General features: G+C 61.1%; 24 protein-coding genes. 12 read left to right on the forward strand and 12 right to left on the reverse strand.

Annotated features, from left to right (window positions below):
• Positions 1 to 25: 25 nt before the first annotated feature.
• Complete coding sequence (locus ACYP2Q_RS09810) at positions 26 to 514, reverse strand: Lrp/AsnC ligand binding domain-containing protein (RefSeq protein WP_003177284.1); 489 nt, start codon at positions 512 to 514, stop codon at positions 26 to 28.
• A 157-nt stretch (positions 515 to 671) separates the two neighbouring features.
• Here ACYP2Q_RS09810 and dadA point away from each other — a divergent pair, with 157 nt between their 5' ends.
• The 6 genes from dadA (at position 672) to ACYP2Q_RS09840 (ending at position 6,944) form a co-directional block, all read left to right on the forward strand.
• The gene (dadA, locus tag ACYP2Q_RS09815) at positions 672 to 1,976 is read left to right on the forward strand and encodes a D-amino acid dehydrogenase (RefSeq protein ID WP_459730280.1); all 1,305 of its coding nucleotides are present in this window, start codon (positions 672 to 674) and stop codon (positions 1,974 to 1,976) included.
• Positions 1,948 to 2,301 (forward strand): RidA family protein, encoded by a 354-nt coding sequence (locus ACYP2Q_RS09820; RefSeq protein WP_459730281.1) that lies wholly within the window; start codon positions 1,948 to 1,950, stop codon positions 2,299 to 2,301. The genes dadA and ACYP2Q_RS09820 overlap by 29 nt, the downstream gene beginning before the upstream one ends.
• Before the next feature lie 121 nt (positions 2,302 to 2,422).
• The gene (alr, locus tag ACYP2Q_RS09825; RefSeq protein WP_459730282.1) at positions 2,423 to 3,496 is read left to right on the forward strand and encodes an alanine racemase; all 1,074 of its coding nucleotides are present in this window, start codon (positions 2,423 to 2,425) and stop codon (positions 3,494 to 3,496) included.
• 128 nt (positions 3,497 to 3,624) lie between these two features.
• Positions 3,625 to 4,173, forward strand: coding sequence for a cupin domain-containing protein (locus ACYP2Q_RS09830; protein WP_007947433.1), 549 nt, complete (start codon positions 3,625 to 3,627; stop codon positions 4,171 to 4,173).
• 182 nt (positions 4,174 to 4,355) lie between these two features.
• Positions 4,356 to 4,769, forward strand: a complete 414-nt coding sequence (locus ACYP2Q_RS09835) for a c-type cytochrome (protein ID WP_306669899.1) — start codon at positions 4,356 to 4,358, stop codon at positions 4,767 to 4,769.
• A 252-nt stretch (positions 4,770 to 5,021) separates the two neighbouring features.
• Positions 5,022 to 6,944: an acetyl-CoA hydrolase/transferase C-terminal domain-containing protein gene (locus ACYP2Q_RS09840; RefSeq protein WP_459730283.1), complete on the forward strand. Its 1,923-nt coding sequence runs from the start codon at positions 5,022 to 5,024 to the stop codon at positions 6,942 to 6,944.
• A 120-nt stretch (positions 6,945 to 7,064) separates the two neighbouring features.
• Here the strand turns inward: ACYP2Q_RS09840 and ACYP2Q_RS09845 are convergent, their stop codons facing one another.
• The gene (locus tag ACYP2Q_RS09845) at positions 7,065 to 7,637 is read right to left on the reverse strand and encodes a xanthine phosphoribosyltransferase (protein ID WP_007934646.1); all 573 of its coding nucleotides are present in this window, start codon (positions 7,635 to 7,637) and stop codon (positions 7,065 to 7,067) included.
• A gap of 57 nt (positions 7,638 to 7,694) precedes the next feature.
• Positions 7,695 to 9,704 (reverse strand): DNA helicase Rep, encoded by a 2,010-nt coding sequence (gene rep / locus ACYP2Q_RS09850; protein WP_274073705.1) that lies wholly within the window; start codon positions 9,702 to 9,704, stop codon positions 7,695 to 7,697.
• Positions 9,705 to 9,968: 264 nt separating this feature from the next.
• On the opposite strand from rep, the gene ACYP2Q_RS09855 reads away from it, so the two are divergent.
• Positions 9,969 to 11,642: a putative bifunctional diguanylate cyclase/phosphodiesterase gene (locus tag ACYP2Q_RS09855; protein WP_459730284.1), complete on the forward strand. Its 1,674-nt coding sequence runs from the start codon at positions 9,969 to 9,971 to the stop codon at positions 11,640 to 11,642.
• Positions 11,643 to 11,753: 111 nt separating this feature from the next.
• On the opposite strand, the gene ACYP2Q_RS09860 is transcribed toward ACYP2Q_RS09855, so the two are convergent.
• The gene (locus tag ACYP2Q_RS09860) at positions 11,754 to 13,151 is read right to left on the reverse strand and encodes a NorM family multidrug efflux MATE transporter (protein ID WP_459730285.1); all 1,398 of its coding nucleotides are present in this window, start codon (positions 13,149 to 13,151) and stop codon (positions 11,754 to 11,756) included.
• A gap of 157 nt (positions 13,152 to 13,308) precedes the next feature.
• On the opposite strand from ACYP2Q_RS09860, the gene ACYP2Q_RS09865 reads away from it, so the two are divergent.
• Positions 13,309 to 14,229 carry a LysR substrate-binding domain-containing protein gene (locus tag ACYP2Q_RS09865; protein ID WP_459730286.1) on the forward strand — a complete coding sequence of 307 codons (921 nt, stop codon included), beginning with the start codon at positions 13,309 to 13,311 and terminating at the stop codon, positions 14,227 to 14,229.
• A gap of 4 nt (positions 14,230 to 14,233) precedes the next feature.
• Here ACYP2Q_RS09865 and ACYP2Q_RS09870 read toward each other — a convergent pair whose 3' ends face one another.
• Entirely contained in the window at positions 14,234 to 15,727 is a 1,494-nt protein-coding gene (locus tag ACYP2Q_RS09870) for a YifB family Mg chelatase-like AAA ATPase (RefSeq protein WP_459730287.1), read from the reverse strand.
• 418 nt (positions 15,728 to 16,145) lie between these two features.
• Positions 16,146 to 16,406 (reverse strand): accessory factor UbiK family protein, encoded by a 261-nt coding sequence (locus ACYP2Q_RS09875; protein WP_459730288.1) that lies wholly within the window; start codon positions 16,404 to 16,406, stop codon positions 16,146 to 16,148.
• Positions 16,407 to 16,827: 421 nt separating this feature from the next.
• Here ACYP2Q_RS09875 and glnK point away from each other — a divergent pair, with 421 nt between their 5' ends.
• The 4 genes from glnK (at position 16,828) to sutA (ending at position 19,605) form a co-directional block, all read left to right on the forward strand.
• A complete protein-coding gene (gene glnK, locus ACYP2Q_RS09880; RefSeq protein WP_002555808.1) occupies positions 16,828 to 17,166 on the forward strand; it encodes a P-II family nitrogen regulator in 339 nt (112 codons plus the stop codon).
• 35 nt (positions 17,167 to 17,201) lie between these two features.
• Positions 17,202 to 18,539 (forward strand): ammonium transporter, encoded by a 1,338-nt coding sequence (locus ACYP2Q_RS09885; RefSeq protein ID WP_046818496.1) that lies wholly within the window; start codon positions 17,202 to 17,204, stop codon positions 18,537 to 18,539.
• Positions 18,540 to 18,754: 215 nt separating this feature from the next.
• Positions 18,755 to 19,180: a secondary thiamine-phosphate synthase enzyme YjbQ gene (locus ACYP2Q_RS09890; RefSeq protein WP_007989493.1), complete on the forward strand. Its 426-nt coding sequence runs from the start codon at positions 18,755 to 18,757 to the stop codon at positions 19,178 to 19,180.
• Positions 19,181 to 19,281: 101 nt separating this feature from the next.
• Complete coding sequence (gene sutA, locus ACYP2Q_RS09895; protein WP_007980816.1) at positions 19,282 to 19,605, forward strand: transcriptional regulator SutA; 324 nt, start codon at positions 19,282 to 19,284, stop codon at positions 19,603 to 19,605.
• A 157-nt stretch (positions 19,606 to 19,762) separates the two neighbouring features.
• On the opposite strand, the gene ACYP2Q_RS09900 is transcribed toward sutA, so the two are convergent.
• The 6 genes from ACYP2Q_RS09900 to lptM are packed head-to-tail and all read right to left on the reverse strand — an operon-like array spanning position 19,763 to position 24,382.
• On the reverse strand, positions 19,763 to 20,476 hold the full coding sequence (locus tag ACYP2Q_RS09900) for an HAD family hydrolase (RefSeq protein ID WP_459730289.1): 714 nt from the start codon (positions 20,474 to 20,476) through the stop codon (positions 19,763 to 19,765).
• The gene (xerC, locus tag ACYP2Q_RS09905; RefSeq protein ID WP_459730290.1) at positions 20,473 to 21,372 is read right to left on the reverse strand and encodes a tyrosine recombinase XerC; all 900 of its coding nucleotides are present in this window, start codon (positions 21,370 to 21,372) and stop codon (positions 20,473 to 20,475) included. The genes ACYP2Q_RS09900 and xerC overlap by 4 nt, the downstream gene beginning before the upstream one ends.
• Positions 21,373 to 21,374: 2 nt before the next feature.
• Positions 21,375 to 22,100 carry a DUF484 family protein gene (locus ACYP2Q_RS09910; RefSeq protein ID WP_459730291.1) on the reverse strand — a complete coding sequence of 242 codons (726 nt, stop codon included), beginning with the start codon at positions 22,098 to 22,100 and terminating at the stop codon, positions 21,375 to 21,377.
• Between the two features lie 13 nt (positions 22,101 to 22,113).
• Complete coding sequence (gene dapF / locus ACYP2Q_RS09915) at positions 22,114 to 22,944, reverse strand: diaminopimelate epimerase (protein ID WP_459730292.1); 831 nt, start codon at positions 22,942 to 22,944, stop codon at positions 22,114 to 22,116.
• A 4-nt stretch (positions 22,945 to 22,948) separates the two neighbouring features.
• Complete coding sequence (gene lysA, locus ACYP2Q_RS09920; protein ID WP_459730293.1) at positions 22,949 to 24,196, reverse strand: diaminopimelate decarboxylase; 1,248 nt, start codon at positions 24,194 to 24,196, stop codon at positions 22,949 to 22,951.
• 12 nt (positions 24,197 to 24,208) lie between these two features.
• On the reverse strand, positions 24,209 to 24,382 hold the full coding sequence (lptM, locus tag ACYP2Q_RS09925; RefSeq protein ID WP_459730294.1) for an LPS translocon maturation chaperone LptM: 174 nt from the start codon (positions 24,380 to 24,382) through the stop codon (positions 24,209 to 24,211).
• Positions 24,383 to 24,691 lie beyond the last annotated feature (309 nt).

A 24,691-nucleotide genomic window follows, 5' to 3' on the forward strand; every position in this document is an offset into this window, starting at 1 on the left:
GCCGCAGGCTGCGATCTTTTGATCTTCAATCCGGAATCGGCAAACTCAAACTCTCCTTCACCTCTTCCATCACGATATAGCTCTTGGATTCGCGCACATGCGGCAGCTTGAGCAGGATGTCGCCCAGCAGTTTGCGGTACGAGGCCATCTCGGATATCCGCGCCTTCACCAGATAGTCGAAATCCCCTGACACCAAATGGCACTCCAGGACGTGGGGCAGCTTCAGGACCGCGCGTCGGAACTCTTCGAAGGTATCGCCGGACTTGTAATCGAGGCTGATCTCGACGAACACCAGGAGACTGCCCTTGAGGTGCTGCGGATTAAGCCGGGCGTTGTAGCCCATGATGATCCCCTCGCGCTCCAGGCGTCGCACCCGCTCGGTACAGGGCGTGGTCGAGAGCCCGACCTTTTCCCCCAGCTCGGTGAAGGATATGCGCCCATCCGCTTGCAGGATCCGCAGGATGTTGCGGTCGATCTTGTCCAGCTCACGTTTGGTCTGAGTGTTGGTACGCATAGGGGATGCGCCTCCGTGAAAAGGGTTTTTGCCGAGAATTGTCGCCAAATATAGGCGCTTATATAGTGAAAAGCACTGGCAAATCTTTTTTAAACTGCGCACATCTGAAGCTCTGAACAACAAACGTCAGCGGTTAGCCGCGATGAGGGATATGAAAATGCGCGTCATGGTCTTGGGTAGCGGCGTCATCGGTACCACCAGTGCTTATTATCTGGCGCGTGCCGGGTTTGAAGTAGTGGTGGTCGACCGGCAGCCAGCTGCCGCTATGGAGACCAGTTTCGCCAACGCCGGGCAGGTTTCGCCGGGTTATGCCTCGCCGTGGGCCGCCCCAGGCGTGCCGCTCAAGGCCATCAAGTGGCTGCTGGAGCGCCATGCACCCTTGGCGATCAAGGCCACTGCCGACATCGATCAGTACCTGTGGATGGCACAGATGCTACGCAACTGCACCGCCAGCCGTTACGCGGTGAACAAGGAGCGCATGGTCCGCCTGTCCGAGTACAGCCGTGACTGCCTCGACGAATTGCGCGCTGAAACCGGCATCGCCTACGAAGGCCGCAGCCTCGGTACGACTCAGTTGTTCCGCACCCAGGCCCAGCTCGATGGCGCCGCGAAAGACATCGCCGTGCTGAAAGAGTCCGGCGTGCCGTTCGAACTGCTCGACCGCGAAGGCATTGCCCGCGTCGAACCTGCCCTGGCCAGCGTCACCGACATCCTCGCCGGTGCCCTGCGCCTGCCGAACGACCAGACCGGCGACTGCCAGATGTTCACCACCAAGCTCGCCGAAATGGCTGCCAACCTCGGTGTGCAATTCCGTTTCGGCCAGGACATTCAGCGCCTCGACTTCGCCGGTGACCGCATCAACGGCGTGTGGATCGACGGCAAGCTGGAAACCGCCGACCGCTACGTGCTGGCCCTCGGCAGCTACTCGCCACAACTGCTCAAGCCGCTGGGCATCAAGGCCCCGGTGTATCCGCTCAAGGGTTACTCCCTGACCGTGCCGATCACCAACCCGGCGATGGCCCCGACTTCGACCATTCTGGACGAGACCTACAAGGTCGCGATCACCCGCTTCGACAACCGCATCCGCGTCGGCGGCATGGCGGAGATCGCCGGTTTTGACCTGTCGCTGAACCCGCGTCGGCGCGAAACCCTGGAGATGATCGTCAACGACCTTTATCCTCAGGGCGGCAATCTGGCCGAGGCCAGCTTCTGGACCGGCCTGCGTCCAACCACGCCGGACGGCACGCCGATTGTCGGCGCTACCCCGTTCAAGAACCTGTTCCTGAATACCGGTCACGGCACCCTCGGCTGGACCATGGCGTGCGGCTCCGGTCGATTGCTGGCGGACCTGATGGCCAAGAGAAAGCCGCAGATCAGCGCCGAAGGCCTCGATATTTCCCGTTATGGCAAAAAAACCCAGGAGTCTGCAAAGCATGTCAGTCCAGCGCCAGCTCACCAATGAGCGCATGAGTCAGATCGTCACCCATAACGGCACGGTTTACCTGGCCGGGCAGGTCGGCGATGACATGAACGCCGGGATTGAACAGCAGACCCGTGAAACCCTGGCCAGTATCGAGCGTTTGCTCGACCTGGCCGGCACCGACAAGCAACATCTGCTGTCGGTGACGATTTACCTGAAAGACATCGACGCCCACTTCGAAGGCATGAACGCCGTGTGGGACCAGTGGCTGCCCAAAGGCGTTGCACCAGCCCGAGCTACCGTCGAAGCGAAGTTGTGCGAGCCGCAAATCCTGGTGGAGCTGTCGGTTGTAGCCGCTCTGCCATGACTGCTCTGCGGTAGCTGCTCTGCGGCAAGCCGCTCGGAAAGATCCCTCTTCCGGTGCTACTGGCGTTTCACACCGTCAGCTGCGCCGGCTTTTTTTAACGACCGACCAGAAGTCTGCCGCCATGCGTCCTGCCCGTGCCCTGATCGACCTTCAAGCCCTGCGTCACAACTACCAGATCGCCCGTGAAGTCACGGGGGCCCGTGCCCTCGCGGTGATCAAGGCCGATGCCTATGGCCATGGCGCGGTGCGTTGCGCCCAGGCGCTGGAAGCCGAGGCGGACGGGTTTGCCGTGGCCTGCATCGAAGAGGCCCTGGAGCTACGGGCGGCAGGCATTCGCGCGCCGGTGTTGCTGTTGGAAGGTTTTTTCGAAGCCGATGAGCTGTCGCTGATCGTCGAGCATGATTTCTGGTGCGTGGTGCATTCGTTGTGGCAACTCGAAGCGATCGAGAAAGCTGCCTTGAGCAAGCCGATCACGGTCTGGCTCAAGCTCGATTCGGGCATGCACCGGGTCGGCCTGCATCCGAAGGATTATCAGGCGGGCTATCAACGCCTGCTGGCCAGCGGCAACGTGGCGAAGATCGTGCTGATGAGCCACTTCGCCCGCGCCGATGAGCTGCACAGCCCGGCCAGTGCCGAGCAGGTCGCCGTATTCGAAGCGGCGCGCCAGGGCCTGTCGGCCGAGGTCAGCCTGCGCAATTCGCCGGCGGTGCTAGGTTGGCCGCAGGTGCCGAGCGATTGGGTACGTCCCGGCATCATGCTCTATGGCGCCACGCCTTTCGAAGAAGCCAACGCCGTGGCCTCGCGCCTGCAACCGGTGATGACCCTCGAATCGAAAGTGATCAGCGTGCGTGAATTGCCGGCCGGCGAGCCGATCGGCTACGGCGCCCGGTTCATCACCCCCAAGCCGATGCGCGTGGGCGTGGTGGCCATGGGGTACGCTGATGGCTACCCGCGGTTGGCGCCCACCGGCACGCCGGTACTGGTCGCTGGGCAGCGCAGCCAGTTGATCGGCCGGGTGTCGATGGACATGCTCTGCATCGACCTGACCGATGTACCGCAAGCCGGCCTCGGTTCGACTGTCGAGTTGTGGGGCAAAAACATCCTCGCCAGCGACGTGGCCATCGCCGCCGGCACGATTCCCTACCAGATCTTCTGCAACTTGCGCCGGGTGCCAATGCTCTATTCCGGGAGCTAAGGCCGGGCCGCCGGCACCGGAAGTCGCCTCGCCGAACAGGATTCAGGTCAAAGTGTTGTAAATACTGAACGCTGTCGCCATGATAACGCTCAATATTCCAACAACCTGAATCCCTGGAGGCTCCTGCATTGGACGTCGGTGAACGACTGCAATCAATCCGCAAGCTCAAAGGTCTTTCCCAGCGAGAGCTCGCCAAGCGCGCGGGCGTCACCAACAGCACGATTTCGATGATCGAGAAGAACAGCGTCAGCCCCTCGATCAGTTCGCTGAGGAAAGTGTTGGGCGGGATTCCCATGTCCATGGTCGAGTTTTTTTCCGAAGAAATCCTCCAGGAAAAACCGACTCAGATCGTCTACAAAGCCAACGAGCTGATCGATATTTCCGATGGTGCAGTGACCATGAAACTGGTCGGCCGGGCTCACCCGAGCCGCGCTATCGCATTCCTCAATGAAATCTACCCGCCTGGCGCCGACACCGGTGACGAGATGCTCACCCATGAGGGCGAGGAAACCGGCATTTTGGTGGAAGGGCGGCTGGAACTGGTGGTCGGGCTTGAAACATTTGTGCTCGAAGCTGGCGATAGCTACTACTTTGAAAGTACCAAGCCGCATCGTTTCCGTAATCCGTTCGATGCGCCGGCGCGACTAATCAGCGCAGCAACACCCGCGAATTTTTAAGGAAAGAGGCGCCCTGCCAGCATGGCCGAGGCACCCGAGCTGTTTGACCGTTGCGCAACAAGACCCCTTCGACTTTGGGGTTGTTTCAGTGTCGCGGGCTTACCGCTATACTTGCGCCCGCCTGCGAACCGTGGCCGTAGGCGTGACTAGCCACCATTGAGGGTGAACGCGTGAATCTAATTATGAAAATGCTGGCCGCACCAGCAACCGTATTGGCCCTCTGGGCTGTCAGCGCTCAAGCTGCGACGAATGACGAAATTGCCAAGCGCCTTGAGCCAGTCGGCCAGGTTTGTGTCCAGGGCAAAGAGTGCAAGGGCATGGAAGTTGCCGCTGCTGCTGGCGGTGGTGGCGGTGCCAAGGCCCCGAAAGACGTCATTGCCAAGCATTGCAATGCTTGCCACGGTACCGGCCTGCTGGGCGCGCCGAAAATCGGTGACAAGGCCGCGTGGAAAGAGCGCGCCGACCACCAGGGCGGCCTCGACGGCATCCTGGCCAAAGCCATTACCGGTATCAACTCGATGCCGCCAAAAGGCACCTGCGCCGACTGCTCCGACGACGAGCTGAAGGGCGCCATCAAAGAGATGTCCGGCCTGTAACCGGTCCGCCTCTTTCGCGAGAAAGCCGCTTGCGAGCGGCTTTTTTGTGCCTGCAAAATCGATGAACATCGCTACCCCCCTGTAGGAGCGAGCTTGCTCGCGAAAAACTCACAGACGCCGCGGGGTATCAGGTTCGCCGCGTTATCGTTAACACCCATAGCGAGCAAGCTCGCCCCTACAGGGCTGTTCAATGCAGTAAAGACCCGGCAAGCTCGGTCCAACCCCACTTCATGGAATGTACGGGAGGATCGGATGGTACAGCTGTGTTCTATCGAGCAAGCGGTCGATGACGTGTTGGCACGCTTGCCGGCGCATATTCACATGGGCCTACCCTTGGGCCTGGGCAAACCCAACCCTTTCGTCAACGCGATGTATCAACGAGTCGCGCAATTGCCGCAGCGGCAACTGACGATCTACACCGCCCTGTGCCTGGGCCGGCCTGCGCTGGGCGACGGACTGCAAAAGCGCTTTCTCGAGCCCTTCGTCGAACGGGTCTTTGGCGATTATCCAGAGCTGGATTTTCTCGCCGGCCTGCAGCGCGACAACCTGCCGGCCAACATTCACATCCAGCAGTTCTTCATGCAGCCGGGCAGCCTGCTCCACAGCGCATCGGCCCAGCAGGATTACGTCAGCAGCAACTACAGCCACGCCGCCCGGGACATCAACGCCGCCGGCTTGAACCTGGTTGCGCAGTTGGTGGCCAGCCATGCCGAGCATCCAGATCGCTTGAGCCTGAGCTGCAACCCGGACATCACACTCGACCTGCTGCCGATGATCGCCAGGCGCCGGGCCGCCGGGGAGACGATCCTGATGGTCGGCCAGGTGCATGACGGCTTGCCCTACATGCCTGGCGATGCCGAAGTCGGTATCGACACCTTCGACCTGCTGCTCGACGAGAAGGACAGCAGCACGCTGTTCTCCACGCCAAACATGCCGGTGGGGTTCCAGGATCATTTCATCGGTTTGCACGCCAGTACGCTGGTGCGCGATGGCGGCACCTTGCAGATCGGCATCGGTTCCATGGGCGATGCGCTGACCGCTGCGTTGCTGGCGCGACAGGCCGACAGTGACGCTTACAAGGCTTTACTGACCGACATCAACCTCAGCCCATGGGCGCACCTGATCGAGTGCGAAGGCGGCATCGAACCGTTCGCCAAGGGCCTGTACGGTTGCAGCGAAATGTTCGTCAACGGCTTGCTGGTGCTGGCCGACGCCGGAATCGTGCGGCGCAAGGTGTACCCGGATGTGCCGACCCAGCGGCAGGCCAATGCCGGCACCCTCGACGAAGCGGCGCAAACCGACGGCATCTCGGTGCATGGCGGGTTTTTCCTCGGGCCGCGCAGTTTTTATGAGCGCTTGCGCGAGTTGCCGCAGGCCAAGCGGCTCGAATTCAACATGACCCGTATCAGCTACATCAACGAGCTGTACGGGCAGGAAGAACTCAAACGCCTGCAGCGGCTCGATGCGCGATTTATCAACACCGCGTTTACCGTGACCCTGCTGGGCGCCGGGGTGGCGGATCAACTGGAAGACGGGCGGGTGCTCAGCGGTGTGGGCGGGCAATACAACTTCGTTGCCCAGGGCCATGCGCTGGAAGGGGCGCGGTCGGTGTTGCTGTTGCGCAGCTGGCGTGAGTCGGGCGGCGAGGTCAGTTCCAACATTGTCTGGGAGTATGGTCATTGCACCATTCCGCGGCACCTGCGGGACATCGTGGTCACCGAATACGGCATCGCCGACCTGCGGGGCAAAACCGATGCGGTGGTGATCGAGGCGTTGCTGAATATCAGTGATTCGCGCTTTCAGGCAGGGCTGATCGAGCAGGCACAGAAGGTCGGCAAATTGCCCAATGACTTTCGTCTCGACCCACGCTTTACCGATAACAGTCCACAGCGTTTGCAGTCGATTCAGGCACAGCATGCACGTCTGTTCCCGGAATATCCGCTGGGCTGTGATTTCACCGAGATCGAACGGGATCTGTTGCGGGCGCTGAACTGGCTCAAGAGCAAATTCAAGCTGAGCGAAGTGCTGGAACTGGGGAAGGCTGCACTGGATGCGCCGGAGCCCGCATCGTTTCCCGAGCATCTGGAGCGTATGCAGCTGACTGACCCGGAAGGGCTGAAGGAGGATTTGTATCAGCGCTTGTTGCTCGCAGGCCTCAAGGCCACCGCGCAATAACGCCCATCGACGATCCCTTGTAGGAGCTGGCTTGCCAGCGAAGAGGCCATAACATTCAACATCTACGTTGACTGTTCCACCGCCATCGCTGGCAACCCAGCTCCTACAGGGATCACGGCGTTATTCGATGAAGGTTACAACGCCATCCTTCAGCGACTGAACGCGGGCGAGGGATTCAACGCGATACCCTTGCGCATCCAGCTCCGCACGGCCGCCCTGGAACGACTTCTCGATCACGATCCCCAGCCCAGCCACGGTCGCGCCAGCCTGCTTGATGATCGAGATCAACGCCTGGGACGCTTTACCATTGGCCAGGAAGTCATCGATGATCAGCACGCGATCACTGCTGGTCAGGTGGCGCGGAGAGATCGCCACGGTGCTTTCGGTCTGCTTGGTGAACGAGTAAACGGTTGCCGACAGCAGGTTTTCAGTCAGGGTCAGGGACTGGTGCTTGCGAGCGAAAATCACCGGCACACCGAGGTTCAGGCCGGTCATGATCGCCGGCGCGATGCCCGAGGCTTCGATGGTGACAATCTTGGTGATGCCCGAGTCCTTGAACAGCGTGGCGAATTCATCGCCGATCAGCTTCATCAGGGCCGGGTCGATCTGGTGGTTCAGAAAGGCGTCGACTTTCAGGACCTGATCGGAAAGCACGATGCCTTCTTCGCGAATTTTCTTGTGCAGTGCTTCCATGAAGCTGTCCTCGTTTGGCGTCTTTTGCGCCGAAGGTCGAAATAAAAGTGGTCAATTCTAGCGCTTTAACATCGCGCGTATATCCGCCAATGCGCTATTGCCGCGAACGGCCTTGACTTCGGTCGGGGTGTCGTCGTTGCCTTCCCAGGCCAGGTCGTCCGGCGGCAGTTCATCGAGGAAGCGGCTCGGTGCGCAATCGATGATCTCGCCGTATTGCTTGCGCTTGGCGGCGAAGGTGAAGGCCAGGGTCTGGCGCGCGCGGGTAATGCCCACGTAGGCCAGGCGCCGTTCCTCTTCGATGGTGTCGGCTTCGATGCTGGAGCGGTGCGGGAGGATCTCCTCTTCCATGCCCATGATGAACACGTAGGGGAATTCCAGGCCCTTGGAGGCATGCAGGGTCATCATCTGCACGCCTTCGGCGCCGTCTTCCTCCTCCTGCTGACGCTCAAGCATGTCGCGCAGGACAAGTTTGCCGATGGCGTCTTCGACGGTCATCTCGCCTTCTTCGTCTTTCTCCAGGGTGTTCTTCAGTGCCTCGATCAGGAACCACACGTTGCCCATGCGGTAATCGGCGGCCTTGTCGCTGGAGCTGTTGGTGCGCAGCCAGTTCTCGTAGTCGATGTCCATGACCATGCTGCGCAGGGCCGAGATCGGGTCTTCGCCGGCGCATTGCTCGCGGACCTTGTCCATGAAGCGCTTGAAACGAGACAGGCGATCGGTGAAGCGGCTGTCCAGATGTTCGCCCAGGCCGATTTCGTCGGTGGCGGCATACATCGAGATTTTTCGCTCGGTGGCGTAGTTGCCCAGCTTCTCCAACGTAGTCGAACCGATCTCCCGGCGTGGGACGTTGATCACGCGCAGGAAGGCGTTGTCGTCGTCCGGGTTCACGATCAGGCGGAAGTAGGCCATCAGGTCTTTCACTTCCTGGCGGCCGAAGAAGCTGTTGCCGCCGGACAGGCGATACGGCACCTGGTGGTGCTGCAGTTTCAGCTCGATCAGCTTGGCCTGGTAGTTACCCCGGTACAGGATCGCGAAATCGCTGTAGGGCCGGTCGGTGCGCAAGTGCAGGCTGAGGATTTCCACGGCCACGCGCTCGGCTTCGGCGTCTTCGTTGCGGCAGCGGATAACCCGGATCTCGTCGCCATGGCCCATCTCGCTCCACAACTGCTTTTCGAATTCGTGGGGGTTGTTCGAGATCAGCACGTTGGCGCAGCGCAGGATGCGGCTGGTGGAGCGGTAGTTCTGCTCCAGCATCACCACTTTCAAGGATGGATAGTCGTCCTTGAGCAGCATCAGGTTTTCCGGGCGGGCGCCGCGCCAGGCGTAGATCGACTGGTCGTCGTCGCCGACCACGGTGAACTGGTTGCGCTTGCCGATCAGCATCTTCACCAGCAGGTATTGGCTGGCGTTAGTGTCCTGGTATTCGTCCACCAGCAGGTAACGCACCTTGTTCTGCCACTTTTCCAGGATGTCGGCGTGCTCCTCGAACAGCTTCACCGGCAACAGGATCAAGTCATCGAAATCCACCGCGTTGAACGCCTTGAGCGTGCGCTGGTAGTGGGTGTAGACGATGGCGGCAGTCTGTTCCTTGGGGTTGCGCGCGTTTTCCAGGGCCTGGGCCGGCAGGATCAGGTCGTTTTTCCAGGCGCCGATCATGTTCTTGATCTCGTCGACGCCGTCGTCGCCCGAGTATTCCTTTTGCATGATGTCGGTCATCAGGGCCTTGACGTCGGTCTCGTCGAAAATCGAGAAACCGGGTTTGTAGCCCAGCCGCACGTGTTCCTTGCGGATGATGTTCAGGCCCAGGTTGTGGAAGGTGCAGACCGTCAGGCCGCGGCCTTCGCCGGCGCGCAGCAGGGTGCCGACCCGCTCCTTCATCTCGCGCGCCGCCTTGTTGGTAAAGGTCATGGCGACGATGTACTGGGCGCGGATGCCGCAGTTCTGGATCAGGTGGGCAATCTTTCGGGTGATTACGCTGGTCTTGCCGGAGCCTGCACCGGCGAGCACCAAAAGAGGGCCGCCGACATAGCTCACGGCTTCTTGCTGCCGGGGATTGAGTCGGGACATAGGTAAATTCAGGAGTCAGTCACGAAATGGGCCGGCATTTTAACAGGCTCAGCGAATTGTGCTGCTCTGTCCGACTTATGACGTACAACGCGATCTGTATTTGCCGGTTTTGATACTTTCACGCAGGATGCGCAACGAATTCGCGTCTAATGTTGGTGAATTCCTGATACAAAGGCCTCGTTTGAAGGCTATGTCCATTGGTCATTAGGGATCGACGCGGCATAATGCGGTCGCCTACATCTATGCAGAGTCTAGGGAGCTAGCTTGTCTACGCCTGTCGAACCCTTGCGTTTGCTGCTACTGGCCGAAGAGCCAGCGTGGGCAGCGTTGTTGCGCGAGTGTCTGGCTCCGATGGGGAGCTCGGCCGTGCTCATCAGCGCGCCGAGCTGGGAGTCGGTCAGCAGTCTGTTCGATGACAACCGCAGCGCGGTGTTGTTGACGATCCCGGCTCTCCAGCCGGCGCCAGGCCGTTGCTGTCTGCCGACGGTGTTGCTGCTCGAGCATGAGCCTCTGCTCCCACCCGACGGTGTCAGCGACTGGCTGGTACGCGACCATCTCGACCCGGGCATGCTGCGACGTTGCCTGCGCCATGTGCGTGAGCGTGGCGTGCTGGAAACCACCCTGCAGCGCCTGGCCGAGCAGGATCCGCTGACCGGCATCGCCAACCGCCAGGGTTTCCAGACCTTGTTGACGGCGCGCCTGGCGGAAAACGATGGTCGCGGCATGGCCCTCGGTCACCTGGACCTCGACAACTTCCGTTACGCCAACGATGCCCTAGGCCACCAGGCCGGTGACCGCCTGATCCTGCAGGTGGTTGCGCGACTCAAAGGCCAGCTTGAAGCCGGTGATCAACTGGCGCGACTGGGCAGCGATGAGTTCGCCTTGCTGATCGACACCCGCCGCGCCCCTCAGCGCGCCGAATGGATGGCCGAGCGCATCACCGAGGCGTTGGCCGAGCCTTATTGGGTCGACGGCGAAAGCCTGCTGATCGGTTCCAGCCTGGGCATTGCCCATGCACGGGCACAGGCGGGCGCTGACCCGTTGATGTGGCACGCGCATATCGCCATGCAACAGGCCAAGAGTACCCAGGGCTGTACTTTTCATATTTTCAACGAACGCATCAACCGCAATGCCCGCAGCATCGCCGACCTCGAAACCGAGCTGCGCAGGGCCTTGCGTCGCGATGAACTGGAGCTGCACTACCAGCCGCGAATGAACCTTGAGGACGGGCAAATCGTTGGCCTCGAAGCCCTGGTGCGCTGGCGTCATGCCGAGCGCGGCTTGCTGCCGCCGAGCGAATTCGTGCCTCTGGCCGAGCAGAGCGGTCTGATCGTGCCGCTGGGTTACTGGGTCATTTCCCGGGCATTGCGCGATATGCAGGCGTTGCTTGAGCTCGGTTTGCCGCCGTTGCACATGGCGATCAACCTGTCGTTCCGGCAGTTCCAGGACAGTCAGTTGCTCACGACCCTGAGCCGGCTGATTGCCGAGCGCGGAGTCGAGGCGCAGTGGCTGGAGTTCGAGCTGACCGAAACCGCGGTCATGCGCCGCAGCGACCTGGTAAAACAGACCATGGACGCCCTTGGACGCCTGGGCGTGCGCTTCTCCCTCGATGACTTCGGTACCGGCTTTTCCTCGTTCGTGCACCTCAACAGCCTGCCGATCACGCTGCTGAAGATCGACAAGAGCTTTGTCGGCGGCATGGAACAGCGCGAAGAAAACCGTCAGCTTGTGCATGCAATGATCAACCTGGCGCACAACCTCAATCTGGAAGTCGTCGCCGAAGGCGTGGAAACGCCGGAGCAACTGGAGCTGTTGCGCGGGTTCGATTGCGATCAGGTGCAGGGGTATCTGATCAGCAAGCCGTTGCCGTTGGCGGAGCTGGTGGAGTACCTGACGTTTGACAGTAGCCAGCAGGCGCCGCTGGAAATCGTCGTATAAACACCCACGCAAAACTGTAGAAGCTGGCTTGCCAGCGATAGCGGTGTAACAACCAACATGGATGCTGAATGTTATGGCCTCATCGCTGGCAAGCCAGCTCCTACAGGGATCTCATTCTGTCTGGATGTTTACGAAACCCTGCTCTGACGCCGGCTCCCGCCGAATCATCCGCTTCATTTTCCACTCAAACGCCAGCGTCAGGCCCACCGCTGCGCAGGCCAATCCCAGCGCCAAGCCCCACCAGACGCCCGTTGGCCCCCAATGCAGGTGGAACGCCATCCACCAGGCTGCCGGGGCGCCAATCAGCCAATAACAACCCAGGCCCACGAGGAAGGTGGTCCTGGCATCCTTGAGCCCGCGAATGCAGCCCATGGCAATGGTTTGTGTGCCGTCGAACAGCTCGAACCACGCCGCCACCGCCAGCAGGCTCACGGCCAGGTTGATGACTTCGCGAAACGCCGGGTCGTTGTGATCGAGAAACAGTCCGACCAACTGATTCGGCAACAGCCAGAAGACCATTGCAAAGCACAGCATCGCCGCCGCGCCGAAGGCGAGACCGACCCTTCCGGCCAGCCGCGCGTCCAGTAACTGCCCGGCGCCGTAATGCTGACCGATGCGCATGGTGATCGCGTAGGAAATCCCCGCAGGCACCATGAATGCCACCGAGACGATCTGCAGGGCGATCTGGTGCGCCCCCAGTTGCGTGCTGCCCATGGTGCCCATGCACAACGCGGCGAAGGCAAACAGCCCGACTTCCACGGCGTAGGTACCGCCAATCGGCAGGCCCAGGCGCCACAGTTCCTTCAGGTACTTGCGGTTGATCCGCGACAAGCCCTGGCGCAGGGGGTAGGCATCGTAAGCCGGGTGCCGGCGAATGTGCCACGCCAGCGCCAGGGCCATCAGGTTGGCGACAATCGCCGTGACCAGGCCAATGCCCGTCAGCCCCAGTTTCGGCAGGCCGAACATGCCGGTGATCAGCGCATAATTAAGCAGAAAGTTGGCCACGGTGCCGCCCAGGCTGATGACCATGACAGGCGTAGCCCGGCCGAGGGCGCTGGTGAAACCACGCAGGGCCATGAAGCTCAGGTAGCCGGGAAGAGCAAACGGCAGGATGAGTAAAAACTGCCCGGCGGCGTGGACGTTGCTTTCGGTCTGGCCGAACAGAAGCAACACCGGCTTGAGGTTCCACAGCAGCAGACCGGCGACCAATGCCATCAACCAGGCCAGCCATAACCCGGCCTGGGTCAGTCGTGCTGCCCCGAGGGTATCGCCCGCGCCCTGGCGAATCGACACCAGGGTGCCGACCGCCGCAATCACGCCGATGCAAAAGAACGCCACGAACGAATAGCTCGCTGCGCCAAGGCTACCACCGGCCAGCGCTTCGGGACTCAGGCGCGCCATCATCATGGTGTCGGTGAGAACCATCAGCATGTGTGCCAACTGCGAGGCAATCAACGGCCCCGAAAGCCGCAGGATGGCCCAGAGTTCAGTACGTGCTGGATGCTGCATGGTCATCACGCTCGATTCTAGAAGTGAAGAGGAAAGCGTCGATTTTCGGCGCTCTGCTGCATTTGCACAAAGGGATAAAAAGGATGGGTAGCATGATTCAAACTCATGCTGGAGAGTTTCTGCTAGGGTATCCAAAACCGCTGTAGGAGCTTTCCTGATGTCGCGTCGTCTTCCTCCTCTTTATGCCCTGCGCGCATTCGAAGCGGCGGCGCGACACACGTCGTTTACCCGGGCCGCGGAAGAACTCTCGATCACCCAAAGTGCAGTCAGTCGGCATATTCGTACGCTCGAAGAGCATTTTGCCTGCCGCTTGTTTCACCGCAGTGGCCGCAACCTGCAGCTGACCGAATCGGCGCGCTTGCTGCTGCCGGGCATTCGCGAAGGTTTCACCGCCCTGGAGCGGGCCTGCAACACCTTGCGAGCCGAAGACGACATCCTGCGCATGAAAGCCCCGTCGACCCTGACCATGCGCTGGTTGCTGGCACGGCTCAGTCGCTTCCGCCATCTGCAGCCGGGGAACGAGGTGCAATTGACCAGCGCCTGGATGGACATCGATTCGGTGGACTTCAATGATGAGCCGTTCGACTGTGCGGTGTTGTTGAGCAACGGGCATTTTCCGGCGGACTGGGAGGCGAGCTACCTCTTCCCCGAGGAGTTGATCCCGGTGGGGGCGCCCAATCTGCTGAATGATCAACCCTGGGATGTAGAGCGTCTGGCCAATACCGAACTGCTGCACCCGACGCCGGATCGACGTGACTGGCGCAATTGGCTGGAGCGCATGGGCCTGGCCGAGCAGGTGTCGCTCAAGGGCGGGCAGGTCTTCGACACCCTGGAGCTGGGCATGATCGCGGCCGCCCGGGGGTATGGCGTGTCGATGGGCGATCTGCTGATGGTGGCGGAGGATGTCGCGCAAGGACGCTTGAGCTTGCCTTGGCCGACTGCGGTCGCCAGCGGCGAGAAGTATTACCTGGTGTGGCCGAAAACCCGTCCAGGGGGCGAGCGCATGCGTCGGCTCAGCGACTTCCTGCAAGGTGAGGTCCGGGCGATGGAGCTACCGGATGTCGTGCACCTGAGTTAAGCAATTACTGCGTTGCCGGCCGATACTGAAGCGCCTCGGCCAGATGCTCGCGCTTGATCCCTTCGACCTGTTCCAGATCCGCCAATGTCCGCGCAACCTTGAGCAACCGGTGCGCAGAACGCAGGGAGAGGTTTAGCCGTTCACAAGCGGTTTCCAGCCAGTTTTCGTCGACTGTGGATAACTTGCAGTGCTTACGCAGCCCCGGTAAATCGAGAAAGGCATTGGCACAGCCCTGACGCTTCTGTTGGCGCTCGCGCGCCTCGGCCACGATCAATGCAGCGCTGGCGCTGTCCTCTCCCGGCTTCACGGGTGGATTCAGTGCCGTAGCCTCCCGTGCCACGGTCAGGTGCAAGTCGATGCGATCCAGCAGCGGGCCCGACAGCTTGTTGCGGTAACGCTGCACCATGTCCGGGGTGCAGGAGCAGCGGCCCGTGGGTTCGCCAAGATATCCACAGGGGCACGGGTTCATCGCCGCGACCAACTGAAATCGCGCCGGAAATCGCACGCGATCCTTTGCCCGGGAGATCACGATGTAGCCGGATTCCAGCGGCTCCCTCAGGACTTCCAGCACCCTGCGTTCGAACTCCGGCAGTTCGTCAAGGAACAGGACGCCGTGGTGGGCGAGGGTGATTTCGCCCGGCTGCGGTTTCGATCCGCCACCTACCAGTGCAGGGCCTGAGGCAGAGTGGTGAGGCTGGCGAAATGGTCGATGCGGCCAGTGGCTCAAGGGCACGCAACTGGTGACCGATTGAATGGCTGCCACCTCAAGCGCCTCGCTTTCGGACAACGGCGGCAGGAGTCCGGGCAGGCGGCTCGCCAAGAGTGTCTTGCCCGTCCCCGGCGGCCCGCTGAGCAATAGGTTGTGCGCGCCCGCCGCGGCAATCAACAGCGCCCGTTTGGCCGCAAGTTGACCCTGCACCTCATTCAAATCGGGATAGGGCTTGCTGGCATAGAGCAAACCATTGGAAACAAAGGGCTCAATCGGCGTATGCCCATTGAAGTGCGCGACAGCCTCCAGCAAATGATCCACCGCAATCACTTTCAAGCCCGACGCCAGGCACGCTTCCTCGGCATTGGCCCGCGGCACCACCAACGATCGCCCGGCCTTGCGCGCCGCCAATGCCGCCGGCAACACCCCGCGTACGGCACGGACCGCACCCGACAGCGCCAGCTCCCCCAGGCATTCCACATCATCGAGCGTCAGCGTCGGCACCTGCACGCTGGCCGAGAGAATCCCCAGGGCAATCGCCAGATCGAAGCGCCCACCATCCTTGGGTAAATCCGCCGGCGCCAGGTTCAGCGTGATGCGCCGAGGCGGAAACTGCAGCCCCGAATTGATGATCGCGCTGCGCACCCGGTCCTTGCTTTCCTTCACCGCCGCCTCGGGTAGGCCAACCATGGTCAGCGATGGCAAACCATTGGCCAGGTGGACTTCAACGGTGACAGCGGGCGCATCCACGCCAATCTGGGCGCGGCTGTGGACGATGGAGAGGGACATGGTCGTTCCTTGAAATGACGGAGGCCGCTTCCTGCGGGTTTTTCAAGGGTAGACGGGGGAGAGGAGATTGGTGAAATGGTAATGCGGACAAACTTTCACGGGATATTACGATTACGATCTGTGCGCGGGTTGGCGAACCGGAGTACCCCGAAATCCGGCAGACCCGAAGGTCTCCCACGCACGGCCGCCATAGCTCGAGAGGGGAAAAATCCCTGTTCGAATGTGGTCGCTTTGCGTCGGGGATTTCCAGGTCGCCAAACCCAGTGCTGAACATTCACCAGGGGATGAGCATAGAGACCGGCTTATGGACGACGCAATCGGACGGCGGTGTGATGTTTGTAGGAAGTTGCCGGGATTTTTGCGGGGCTTAAGATCAAAAGATCGCAGCCTTCGGCAGCTCCTACAGGGATTGCGGTGTTTATTCGGTTGGTGGAGAGAGCTTCGCTTCCATTTCCGCAACCTTCGCCTCAAGAGCCTCCAACCGTGCCCGCGTACGTGCCAACACTACCATCTGGCTATCGAACTCTTCACGGCTCACCAGGTCCAGCTTGCTGAACCCGCTCTGCAGCAACGCCTTGAACTGGCTTTCGATTTCGCTTTTCGGCAGAGGCGTGTCGCCGCTGAAGAGGCGGGAGGCGGTGCCTGTCAGGGCGTCGAGGAAGTCTTTGGGCGCGAGCATGGGGGAATGTCCTGGTAGCAATGGCGGGCAGTGTATCACGCAGTGTCTATAGTCAATCCGGCGGGCAAGGGATGCACGCTTTTCGCGCATGCGGACGGACGGCATCGCACCGTTGTTGTGCGTAACGCGTTGGGTGTTGTCGTGAAGTGGTCGCGATCTGTTGGCAAAGGCTTGAAAACTATGCGTTTTGTGGAGATGGCAAGCTTTCTGCTTAGATGCTGATGACCCATGCACTGATGCAGTCGCTGTGACGAATGCAGTGCGCCAGGCGAAACGCGGGGAGTGTTTCGCAAGGAGCGGTTAGCTGGCGTCGGACGGGCAGGTAGGGCCGACGATGCGTTACAAAGCCAGGCACTGCGCTTAGACTTGAGACGGGTTTGTTTTCCTGGGGCAAGTCCACCAAATTCGGGAGAGAGTTTTCATGAAGCTAGTCACTGCCATCATCAAGCCGTTCAAGTTGGACGACGTGCGCGAGTCGTTGTCCGAGATCGGCGTGCAGGGCATTACCGTTACTGAAGTCAAAGGCTTTGGTCGGCAGAAGGGTCACACCGAGCTGTATCGCGGCGCGGAATACGTGGTCGATTTCCTGCCAAAGGTGAAGATTGATGTCGCCATTGACGACAAGGATCTTGACCGGGTTATCGAGGCGATAACCAAGGCGGCCAACACCGGCAAGATCGGTGACGGCAAGATCTTCGTGGTCAATCTGGAACAGGCGATTCGCATCCGTACCGGCGAAACCGATACCGACGCAATCTAAGCCGCCACAAACCCAACGCCCCAGGAGAAAACAAAATGACTCTGCGTAAATTCGCAGGGCTAGGAGCCCTGTTGTCCATCGTAATGCCCAGCCTTGCTTTGGCGGCAGACGAAGTGGCGGCCCCAGTCCTCAACTCCGGCGACACCGCCTGGATGTTAACCTCGACAGCTCTCGTGCTGTTCATGACCATTCCCGGCCTCGCGCTGTTCTACGGCGGCATGGTTCGCTCCAAAAACATTCTTTCCGTGATGATGCAGTGCTTCGCCATTACCGGTCTGATCAGCGTCCTGTGGGTCATCTATGGCTACAGCATCGCGTTCGACACCACCGGGATGGAACAGGGCGTCGTCAACTTCAACTCGTTCTTCGGTGGCATGGGCAAGGCCTTCCTCGCCGGTGTCACGCCATCCAGCCTGACCGGCCCTGCGGCGCTGTTCCCTGAGGCGGTGTTCATCACCTTCCAGATGACGTTCGCGATCATCACCCCGGCGCTGATCGTCGGTGCCTTCGCCGAGCGCATGAAGTTCTCCGCGATGCTGATCTTCATGGGCATCTGGTTCACCCTGGTGTATGCGCCGATCGCACACATGGTCTGGTCCGGCAACGGCGGCCTGATGTGGGACTGGGGCGTGCTGGACTTCGCCGGCGGCACCGTGGTGCACATCAACGCCGGTGTGGCCGGTCTGATTGCCTGCCTGGTGTTGGGCAAGCGCAAAGGCTTCCCGACCACTCCGATGGCACCGCACAACCTCGGTTACACGCTGATGGGCGCGGCCATGCTGTGGGTTGGCTGGTTCGGTTTCAACGCCGGTTCCGCAGCTGCAGCCAACGGCACGGCCGGCATGGCGATGTTGGTCACCCAGATCGCCACTGCCGCTGCGGCATTGGGCTGGATGTTCGCCGAATGGGTCACCCACGGCAAACCAAGCGCACTGGGCATCGCTTCGGGTGTGGTTGCCGGCCTGGTTGCGATTACTCCGGCCGCTGGCACCGTGGGCCCGATGGGCGCTCTGGTGATCGGTCTGGCTGCAGGCGTGGTCTGCTTCTTCTGCGCAACCACGCTCAAACGCAAACTCGGCTATGACGACTCCCTGGACGCCTTCGGCGTGCACGGTATCGGCGGTATTCTCGGCGCGATCCTCACCGGTGTCTTCGCTGCACCGTCCCTGGGTGGCTTCGGCACCGTGACCGACATCGCCGCACAAGTGTGGATTCAGTGCAAAGGCGTGGGCTTCACGGTGATCTACACCGCGATCGTCACTTTTATCATCCTCAAGGTCCTGGACGCCGTCATGGGCCTGCGGATCACCGAAGAAGAAGAAGCGGTCGGTATCGATCTGGCGCTTCACAACGAACGCGGCTACAACTTGTAAGCACGCGCATGAAAAAACTTGCCCGGCTTGCCGGGCATTTTTTTGTCCGGGATTTGTCATTGAAGGGTGAGCTGAAAGGTTTTTTCCTACAGGTTTTACGATGTTTGCGCCGGGTGTATTTGTACGGCCGAAGGCTTACAAAAATGAAGGAATATTAGGGCCTTTGTTTTTTCCCAGAGCGCGCTAGAATGCGCCCCGAACGTGCGGAGAACTGTATGTGGCAACAGACTCTGATTACCCTGCGGGCGAGGCCTCGGGGCTTTCATCTGGTAACGGACGAGTTACTCGCCGGCCTGCCTGAACTCAAGGCGTGTCGGGTCGGTCTGTTGCATTTATGGCTGCAACATACCTCGGCGTCGTTGACCATCAACGAGAACGCCGATCCGGCGGTACGTCGCGACTTCGAACGATTTTTCAATCGTCTGATCCCACAAGGAACAGACGGCTATGAGCATAACGACGAAGGCCTGGACGACCTCCCGGCGCACTTCAAGGCCAGTGTGCTTGGCTGTCAGCTCAGTTTGCCGATCTCGGCGGGCCGACTGGCGTTAGGCACCTGGCAAGGCGTTTATCTGGGCGAGCACCGTGATCATGGCGGTGCTCGTAAAGTCCTCGCCACCGTGCACGGTGAAGGGGCATAACCGCTGGTCAGCAGCGGCTGTTGATTTTTTTCCGGCAGCCTTCGACAGAGGGCAAAGCTGGGCTATAACTAACCTGCTTTTCGCAAGTCATGAGGTAGAACATGAGCGACGATGATCTGGAAAACGACGACCTCGAAGTAGGCGACGACGACGAAACCGAAGAAGGTCTGGAAGCAGCGGCGGAAGACGTCGCTGAAGACGACGGCGGTGATGCCCCCGTTCCGACCGCCAAAGGCAAAGCCAAGGCAGCGGTATCGGTCGATGAGCTGCCGAGTGTCGAAGCCAAGAACAAGGAGCGTGACGCCCTGGCCAAGGCCATGGAAGAGTTCCTGGCTCGTGGCGGCAAGGTGCAGGAAGTGGAGGCCAATGTGGTCGCCGATCCGCCCAAGAAGCCAGACAACAAGTACGGTAGCCGGCCTATCTGAGGCTGCTACGCGCTTGCTGAAAAAGCCCGCCGTCGCTGCGGGCTTTTTCGTGGGCGTTACAAAATCGTGCGTAGCCCCTGTAGGAGCCGGCTTGCCGGCGAAGGGGCCCTCAATATGTGCAACAGACTTGAGGCCGCCTTCGCTGGCAAGCCAGCTCCTACAGAGCCGGCGTTAGGCCGCTCCAGCGCGCCAGCAACCCCGGCAACTCGGTCAGGCTGCGAATCTCGGCATCCGGCAGGCGTTCTGCTTCCCAGATTTTGCCTGCCGGGTTGAACCAGATCGCGCGCAGTCCTGCCTGCTGGGCGCCGGCAATGTCATCGCCTGGATGATCGCCGATATGCACCGCCGTCTCGGCGGTTGCACCTCCGCGTTGCAATGCCTCGTGAAACAGCCGCGCATCGGGTTTGGCGATGCCGATGTCTTCGGCGCACAACGCAAACTTGAAGTAGTCCGCCAGCCCCAAGCGACGCACATCGGCGTTGCCGTTGGTGACCACGCCCAGGGTGTAATGGTTGGCCAGCGCCTGCAGGGTCGGTTGCACCTCCGGGAAGATTTCCAGCTGGTGCCGGGCATGCAGGAACACTTCGAAACTCTGATCGGCCAGGTCCGACGCTTCTGCGTGGGCATAACCGGCTTCTTCCAGCGCTTGAAACAACACGCGCCGGCGCAAGGCGCTGATGCGGTGCTTGAGGTTTGGCTCGATGCTCAGGATGCGTTCGCGAATGGCCCACAAATGCTCCACCGGCACCGCGCCCAGGTTGGGTGCATGTTCAGTCAGCCATTCACGCAATACGGCTTCGGCGCTGATGATCACCGGAGCGGTGTCCCACAGGGTGTCATCGAGGTCGAAGGTGATCAGTTGGAGGGTCATGAATCGTCGCCTTTAATGCGTTTGGCCCGTGGGTGGGCGCTGTCGTAGACGGTTGCCAGGTGCTGGAAATCCAGATGGGTATAGATCTGGGTGGTCTTGATGTCCGAGTGGCCGAGCAGTTCCTGCACCGCCCGCAGATCCTGGGAGGATTCCAGCAGGTGACTGGCGAAAGAATGTCGCAGCATGTGCGGATGCAGGTTTTGCCCCAGTTCGCGTTCGCCCGCGGCCTTGACTCGCAGCTGGATCGCCCGCGGTCCCAGCCGCCGGCCTTGCTGGCTGACAAACACCGCATCGTCCGCCGGATTGGCCATGGCCCGCAGTGGCAGCCACTGTTCCAGCGCCTCGCGGGCTTTTTTGCCGACGGGCAGCAAACGGGTCTTGCTGCCCTTGCCATGCACCTGGACCATGCCGTCCGCCAGATCCAGCTGGTCGAGATTGAGCCCGGTCAATTCCGACAGGCGCAGCCCTGAGGAGTAGAACAGTTCGAGGATCGCCTGGTCCCGGCGCGCCAGAAAGTCATCTTCCACACCCCCTTCAAGCAATTGCAGCGCACGGTCGGTGTCGAGGGTTTTCGGCAGGCGGCGTTCGCCCTTGGGCGGTGCCAGGCCATTGGCCGGGTCGTGATCGCAGAGGCCTTCGCGGTTCAGGTAGTGATAAAGGCCGCGTACTGCCGACAGCAGTCGCGCCAGGCTGCGGGACGATTGACCTTGTGAATGCAGGCGCGCGACCAGGCTGCGCAGGCGCTGGATGTCCAGCGCCGCCCAGCTGTCGATGTTCTGCTTGGCGCACCAGCCCAGCACTTTGTCGAGGTCGCGGCGGTAGGCCGAGAGGGTGTGCGGCGACACCTGTCGCTCACTGCGCAGGTGTTCGCAGTAAGCGTCCAGTTGCCGTTCCATGATCAGCGTACCGAACGCAGGGAGCTGTTGAAGCGTGGCAGCACGCGGCCCATGACTTCGGCGATGTAGCTCAGGAACAGCGTGCCCACCGAGCTCTTGTAGTGCTGTGGGTCGCGGCTGGCGATGGCCAGGATGCCGTGGATACCTTGATGGCTGATGGCGACGACGGCGGTGGAGCCGATCTGCTTGCGCTGTTCTTCGCCGAACAGGAAGTCCAGCTCGTGCTCGCGCAGGCTGCCGCTGACGCTTTTGTCTTCCAGCAGCAAGCCGCCAATGGCCACCTGGGCCTCGGCGTGGGTTACCCAGCGGCCCACCGGCATGGCGTTGTCGCCCAGCAGGATGAGGCTGACGAAGGGGACCTGGAAGTCCTGGCGCAGGCTGTCTTCGACGCAGATCACCACGTCTTCCAGGCTGGTGGCGTCGAGCAGGGCGAGGATCAGTCGGCGGGTCTTGTCGAACAGGCGGTCATTGTCGCGGGCCACGTCCATCAAGTGCGACAGGCGATGGCGCAGTTCGATGTTGCGGTCGCGCAGGATGGTCATCTGCCGCTCCACCAGCGACACGGTATCGCCGCGCCGGTGGGGAATGCGCAAGGACGCAAGCAGGTCTTCGTGCTCGACGAAGAAGTCCGGATGAGCCTCCAGGTACGCGGCAACCGCCGCCGCCTCGAGGCTTTCGGACGCTGATTCGTCGGGCTGTAGGGCGGGCACCTGGGGCTTATCGGTCATGGCTTAGGCTCACTCAAAGACGCACTTGTCCTTCATAAACGCGCACTGCCGGACCGGTCATCATGACCGGTTGGCCAGGGCCTGCCCATTCAATGGACAGACGCCCGCCAGGCAGGTCGATCAGCAGTGGCGAATCCATCCACCCCTGGCTGATCGCGGCGACGGCGGCGGCACAGGCGCCGGTACCGCAGGCCTGGGTTTCCCCGGCCCCGCGTTCCCAGACGCGCAACTGCGCGCGGCTCCGGTCGATGACCTGGAGAAAACCGACATTGACCCGTGCCGGGAAGCGCGGGTGATGTTCGATCTTGGGCCCCAGTTCATGCACCGGTGCGTTGTTGATATCGCTGACCCGCACCACGGCATGGGGGTTGCCCATGGACACGGCGGCCAGCTCGACAGGCGAACCATCGACGTCGACCTGATAGTTCAAGGCCTGCTCTTGCGCCTGGAACGGAATGTCGGCCGGCACCAGGCGCGGAGCGCCCATGTTGACGCTGATCTGGCCGTCGCTGCGAACATCGAGCTCGATGATGCCGCTCTTGGTTTCGACACGGATCTGCCGTTTCGCGGTCAGGCGCTTGTCGAGCACAAAGCGGGCGAAACAGCGCGCACCGTTGCCGCACTGTTCCACTTCGGAGCCGTCGGAGTTGAAGATCCGATAGCGGAAGTCCACGTCCGGGTTGCTCGGGGCTTCGACGATCAGCAACTGGTCGAAACCGATGCCGGTGTGTCGATCGCCCCACTGCTTGGCATGCTTGGGCAGAATATGCGCGTGCTGGCTGACCAGGTCGAGGACCATGAAGTCATTGCCCAGGCCGTGCATCTTGGTAAAACGCAGCAGCATGGTTTTACTCCGGCAGCAGGCTTTCGCCAGCGAACAACTCGGCTACCGTCTCACGGCGACGCACTTCAAATGCCTGGTCACCGTCCACCAACACTTCGGCGGCGCGGCCGCGGGTGTTGTAGTTGGAGCTCATGACAAACCCATAGGCGCCGGCCGAATGCACAGCCAGCAGGTCACCTTCTTCCAGGGCCAGCTCACGATCCTTGGCCAGGAAGTCGCCGGTCTCGCAGATCGGGCCGACGATGTCGTAGGGGCGCGCTGCGGTGTTGCGTGGGCGCACGGCGGTGACGTCCATCCAGGCCTGGTACAGCGCAGGGCGGATCAGGTCGTTCATGGCCGCGTCAACGATGGCGAAGTCTTTGTGCTCGGTGTGCTTGAGGTACTCGACCTGGGTCAGCAGCACGCCGGCATTGGCGACGATGAAGCGGCCCGGCTCGAACACCAACGCCAGGTCACGGCCGTCGAGACGCTCGCGCACGGCCTTGATGTAGTCGCCAGCCAATGGCGGCTCTTCGTCGCGATAACGTACGCCCAGGCCACCACCGAGGTCGATGTGGCGCAGGTAGATGCCGCAATCGCCGAGGCGGTCGACCAGGCCCAGCAGGCGATCGAGGGCATCGAGGAACGGCGGCAGGGTGGTCAGTTGCGAGCCGATATGGCAATCGACGCCGACCACTTCCAGGTTCGGCAATTGCGCGGCACGCACGTACACGTCTTCGGCGTCGGCAATGGCGATGCCGAACTTGTTCTCCTTGAGACCGGTGGAGATGTACGGGTGAGTACCGGCATCGACGTCCGGGTTCACGCGCAGCGAGATCGGCGCCCGAACACCCAGCTCGGCCGCCACCACTTGCAGGCGTTCAAGCTCGTCGGTGGATTCGACGTTGAAGCAGTGCACGCCGACTTCCAGGGCGCGGCGCATGTCGTCGCGGGTCTTGCCGACACCGGAGAACACGATCTTGTCGGCGCTGCCGCCGGCGGCCAGTACGCGCTCCAGTTCGCCACGGGAGACGATGTCGAAACCGGCGCCAAGACGCGCCAGGACATTCAGAACACCCAGGTTGGAGTTGGCCTTGACCGCAAAGCACACCAGGTGAGGCATGCCGGCCAGGGCATCGGCATAAGCCAGGTATTGGGCTTCGATGTGCGCGCGCGAGTAAACGTAGGTCGGTGTACCAAAGCGATCGGCGATAGCAGACAGGGCAACACCTTCCGCGAACAGTTCACCGTCACGGTAGTTAAAAGCGTCCATGATGTTCCCTTATTATTGGTAGACGTCGTGCTTGTGCGATTTGGACGGCTGCTTTTGCGAGGACTTGGCCTGCTCTGTCGGGTCCTGGTCCTCATCGGGCAGGTACAGCGGGCCTTTTTGACCGCAGGCCGACACCAGGCAGGCAACCGCGAGGAGCGCAGCAAAGGAAGAGATCAGGCGCTTCATGGCGAAATCCTTGAAAATGCATTAATTGCGCCGGAGTATACCGGCCACCCGGCAGCTTGCCTATGCGACGGGGCTCCCGTCCGGCGGGCCTTGCCGCATACACATCGAACCCTGTGGGAGCGGGCTTGCTCGCGAAAGCGGTCATTCATTCACTACTGATGTCGACTGACACGGCGCATTCGCGAGCAAGCCCGCTGCCACAGGAACTGTGTTTGATGTACCTATATCGGCCCATGATCGTTATCCTTTGCAATCAGCGGGGCTCGCCCGTATCTTGCGGCGCTTGAGCCCGATCAGACACTTTTTGAG

The organism is Pseudomonas sp. MHK4 (genome assembly GCF_054600775.1).

What these genes read in the sequence shown, in the direction of transcription:
- ACYP2Q_RS09865 (WP_459730286.1), top strand. Translation starts at nt 13,309, where the DNA reads ATGTCGCGTCGTCTTCCTCCTCTTTATGCCCTGCGCGCATTCGAAGCG.
- ACYP2Q_RS09910 (WP_459730291.1), bottom strand. Translation starts at nt 22,100, where the DNA reads ATGACCGATAAGCCCCAGGTGCCCGCCCTACAGCCCGACGAATCAGCG.
- lysA (WP_459730293.1), bottom strand. Translation starts at nt 24,196, where the DNA reads ATGGACGCTTTTAACTACCGTGACGGTGAACTGTTCGCGGAAGGTGTT.
- sutA (WP_007980816.1), top strand. Translation starts at nt 19,282, where the DNA reads ATGAGCGACGATGATCTGGAAAACGACGACCTCGAAGTAGGCGACGAC.
- ACYP2Q_RS09840 (WP_459730283.1), top strand. Translation starts at nt 5,022, where the DNA reads ATGGTACAGCTGTGTTCTATCGAGCAAGCGGTCGATGACGTGTTGGCA.
- dadA (WP_459730280.1), top strand. Translation starts at nt 672, where the DNA reads ATGCGCGTCATGGTCTTGGGTAGCGGCGTCATCGGTACCACCAGTGCT.
- ACYP2Q_RS09820 (WP_459730281.1), top strand. Translation starts at nt 1,948, where the DNA reads ATGTCAGTCCAGCGCCAGCTCACCAATGAGCGCATGAGTCAGATCGTC.
- ACYP2Q_RS09810 (WP_003177284.1), bottom strand. Translation starts at nt 514, where the DNA reads ATGCGTACCAACACTCAGACCAAACGTGAGCTGGACAAGATCGACCGC.
- alr (WP_459730282.1), top strand. Translation starts at nt 2,423, where the DNA reads ATGCGTCCTGCCCGTGCCCTGATCGACCTTCAAGCCCTGCGTCACAAC.
- ACYP2Q_RS09860 (WP_459730285.1), bottom strand. Translation starts at nt 13,151, where the DNA reads ATGCAGCATCCAGCACGTACTGAACTCTGGGCCATCCTGCGGCTTTCG.
- lptM (WP_459730294.1), bottom strand. Translation starts at nt 24,382, where the DNA reads ATGAAGCGCCTGATCTCTTCCTTTGCTGCGCTCCTCGCGGTTGCCTGC.
- ACYP2Q_RS09845 (WP_007934646.1), bottom strand. Translation starts at nt 7,637, where the DNA reads ATGGAAGCACTGCACAAGAAAATTCGCGAAGAAGGCATCGTGCTTTCC.
- dapF (WP_459730292.1), bottom strand. Translation starts at nt 22,944, where the DNA reads ATGCTGCTGCGTTTTACCAAGATGCACGGCCTGGGCAATGACTTCATG.
- xerC (WP_459730290.1), bottom strand. Translation starts at nt 21,372, where the DNA reads ATGGAACGGCAACTGGACGCTTACTGCGAACACCTGCGCAGTGAGCGA.
- ACYP2Q_RS09875 (WP_459730288.1), bottom strand. Translation starts at nt 16,406, where the DNA reads ATGCTCGCGCCCAAAGACTTCCTCGACGCCCTGACAGGCACCGCCTCC.
- glnK (WP_002555808.1), top strand. Translation starts at nt 16,828, where the DNA reads ATGAAGCTAGTCACTGCCATCATCAAGCCGTTCAAGTTGGACGACGTG.
- rep (WP_274073705.1), bottom strand. Translation starts at nt 9,704, where the DNA reads ATGTCCCGACTCAATCCCCGGCAGCAAGAAGCCGTGAGCTATGTCGGC.
- ACYP2Q_RS09890 (WP_007989493.1), top strand. Translation starts at nt 18,755, where the DNA reads ATGTGGCAACAGACTCTGATTACCCTGCGGGCGAGGCCTCGGGGCTTT.
- ACYP2Q_RS09835 (WP_306669899.1), top strand. Translation starts at nt 4,356, where the DNA reads ATGAAAATGCTGGCCGCACCAGCAACCGTATTGGCCCTCTGGGCTGTC.
- ACYP2Q_RS09885 (WP_046818496.1), top strand. Translation starts at nt 17,202, where the DNA reads ATGACTCTGCGTAAATTCGCAGGGCTAGGAGCCCTGTTGTCCATCGTA.
- ACYP2Q_RS09900 (WP_459730289.1), bottom strand. Translation starts at nt 20,476, where the DNA reads ATGACCCTCCAACTGATCACCTTCGACCTCGATGACACCCTGTGGGAC.
- ACYP2Q_RS09870 (WP_459730287.1), bottom strand. Translation starts at nt 15,727, where the DNA reads ATGTCCCTCTCCATCGTCCACAGCCGCGCCCAGATTGGCGTGGATGCG.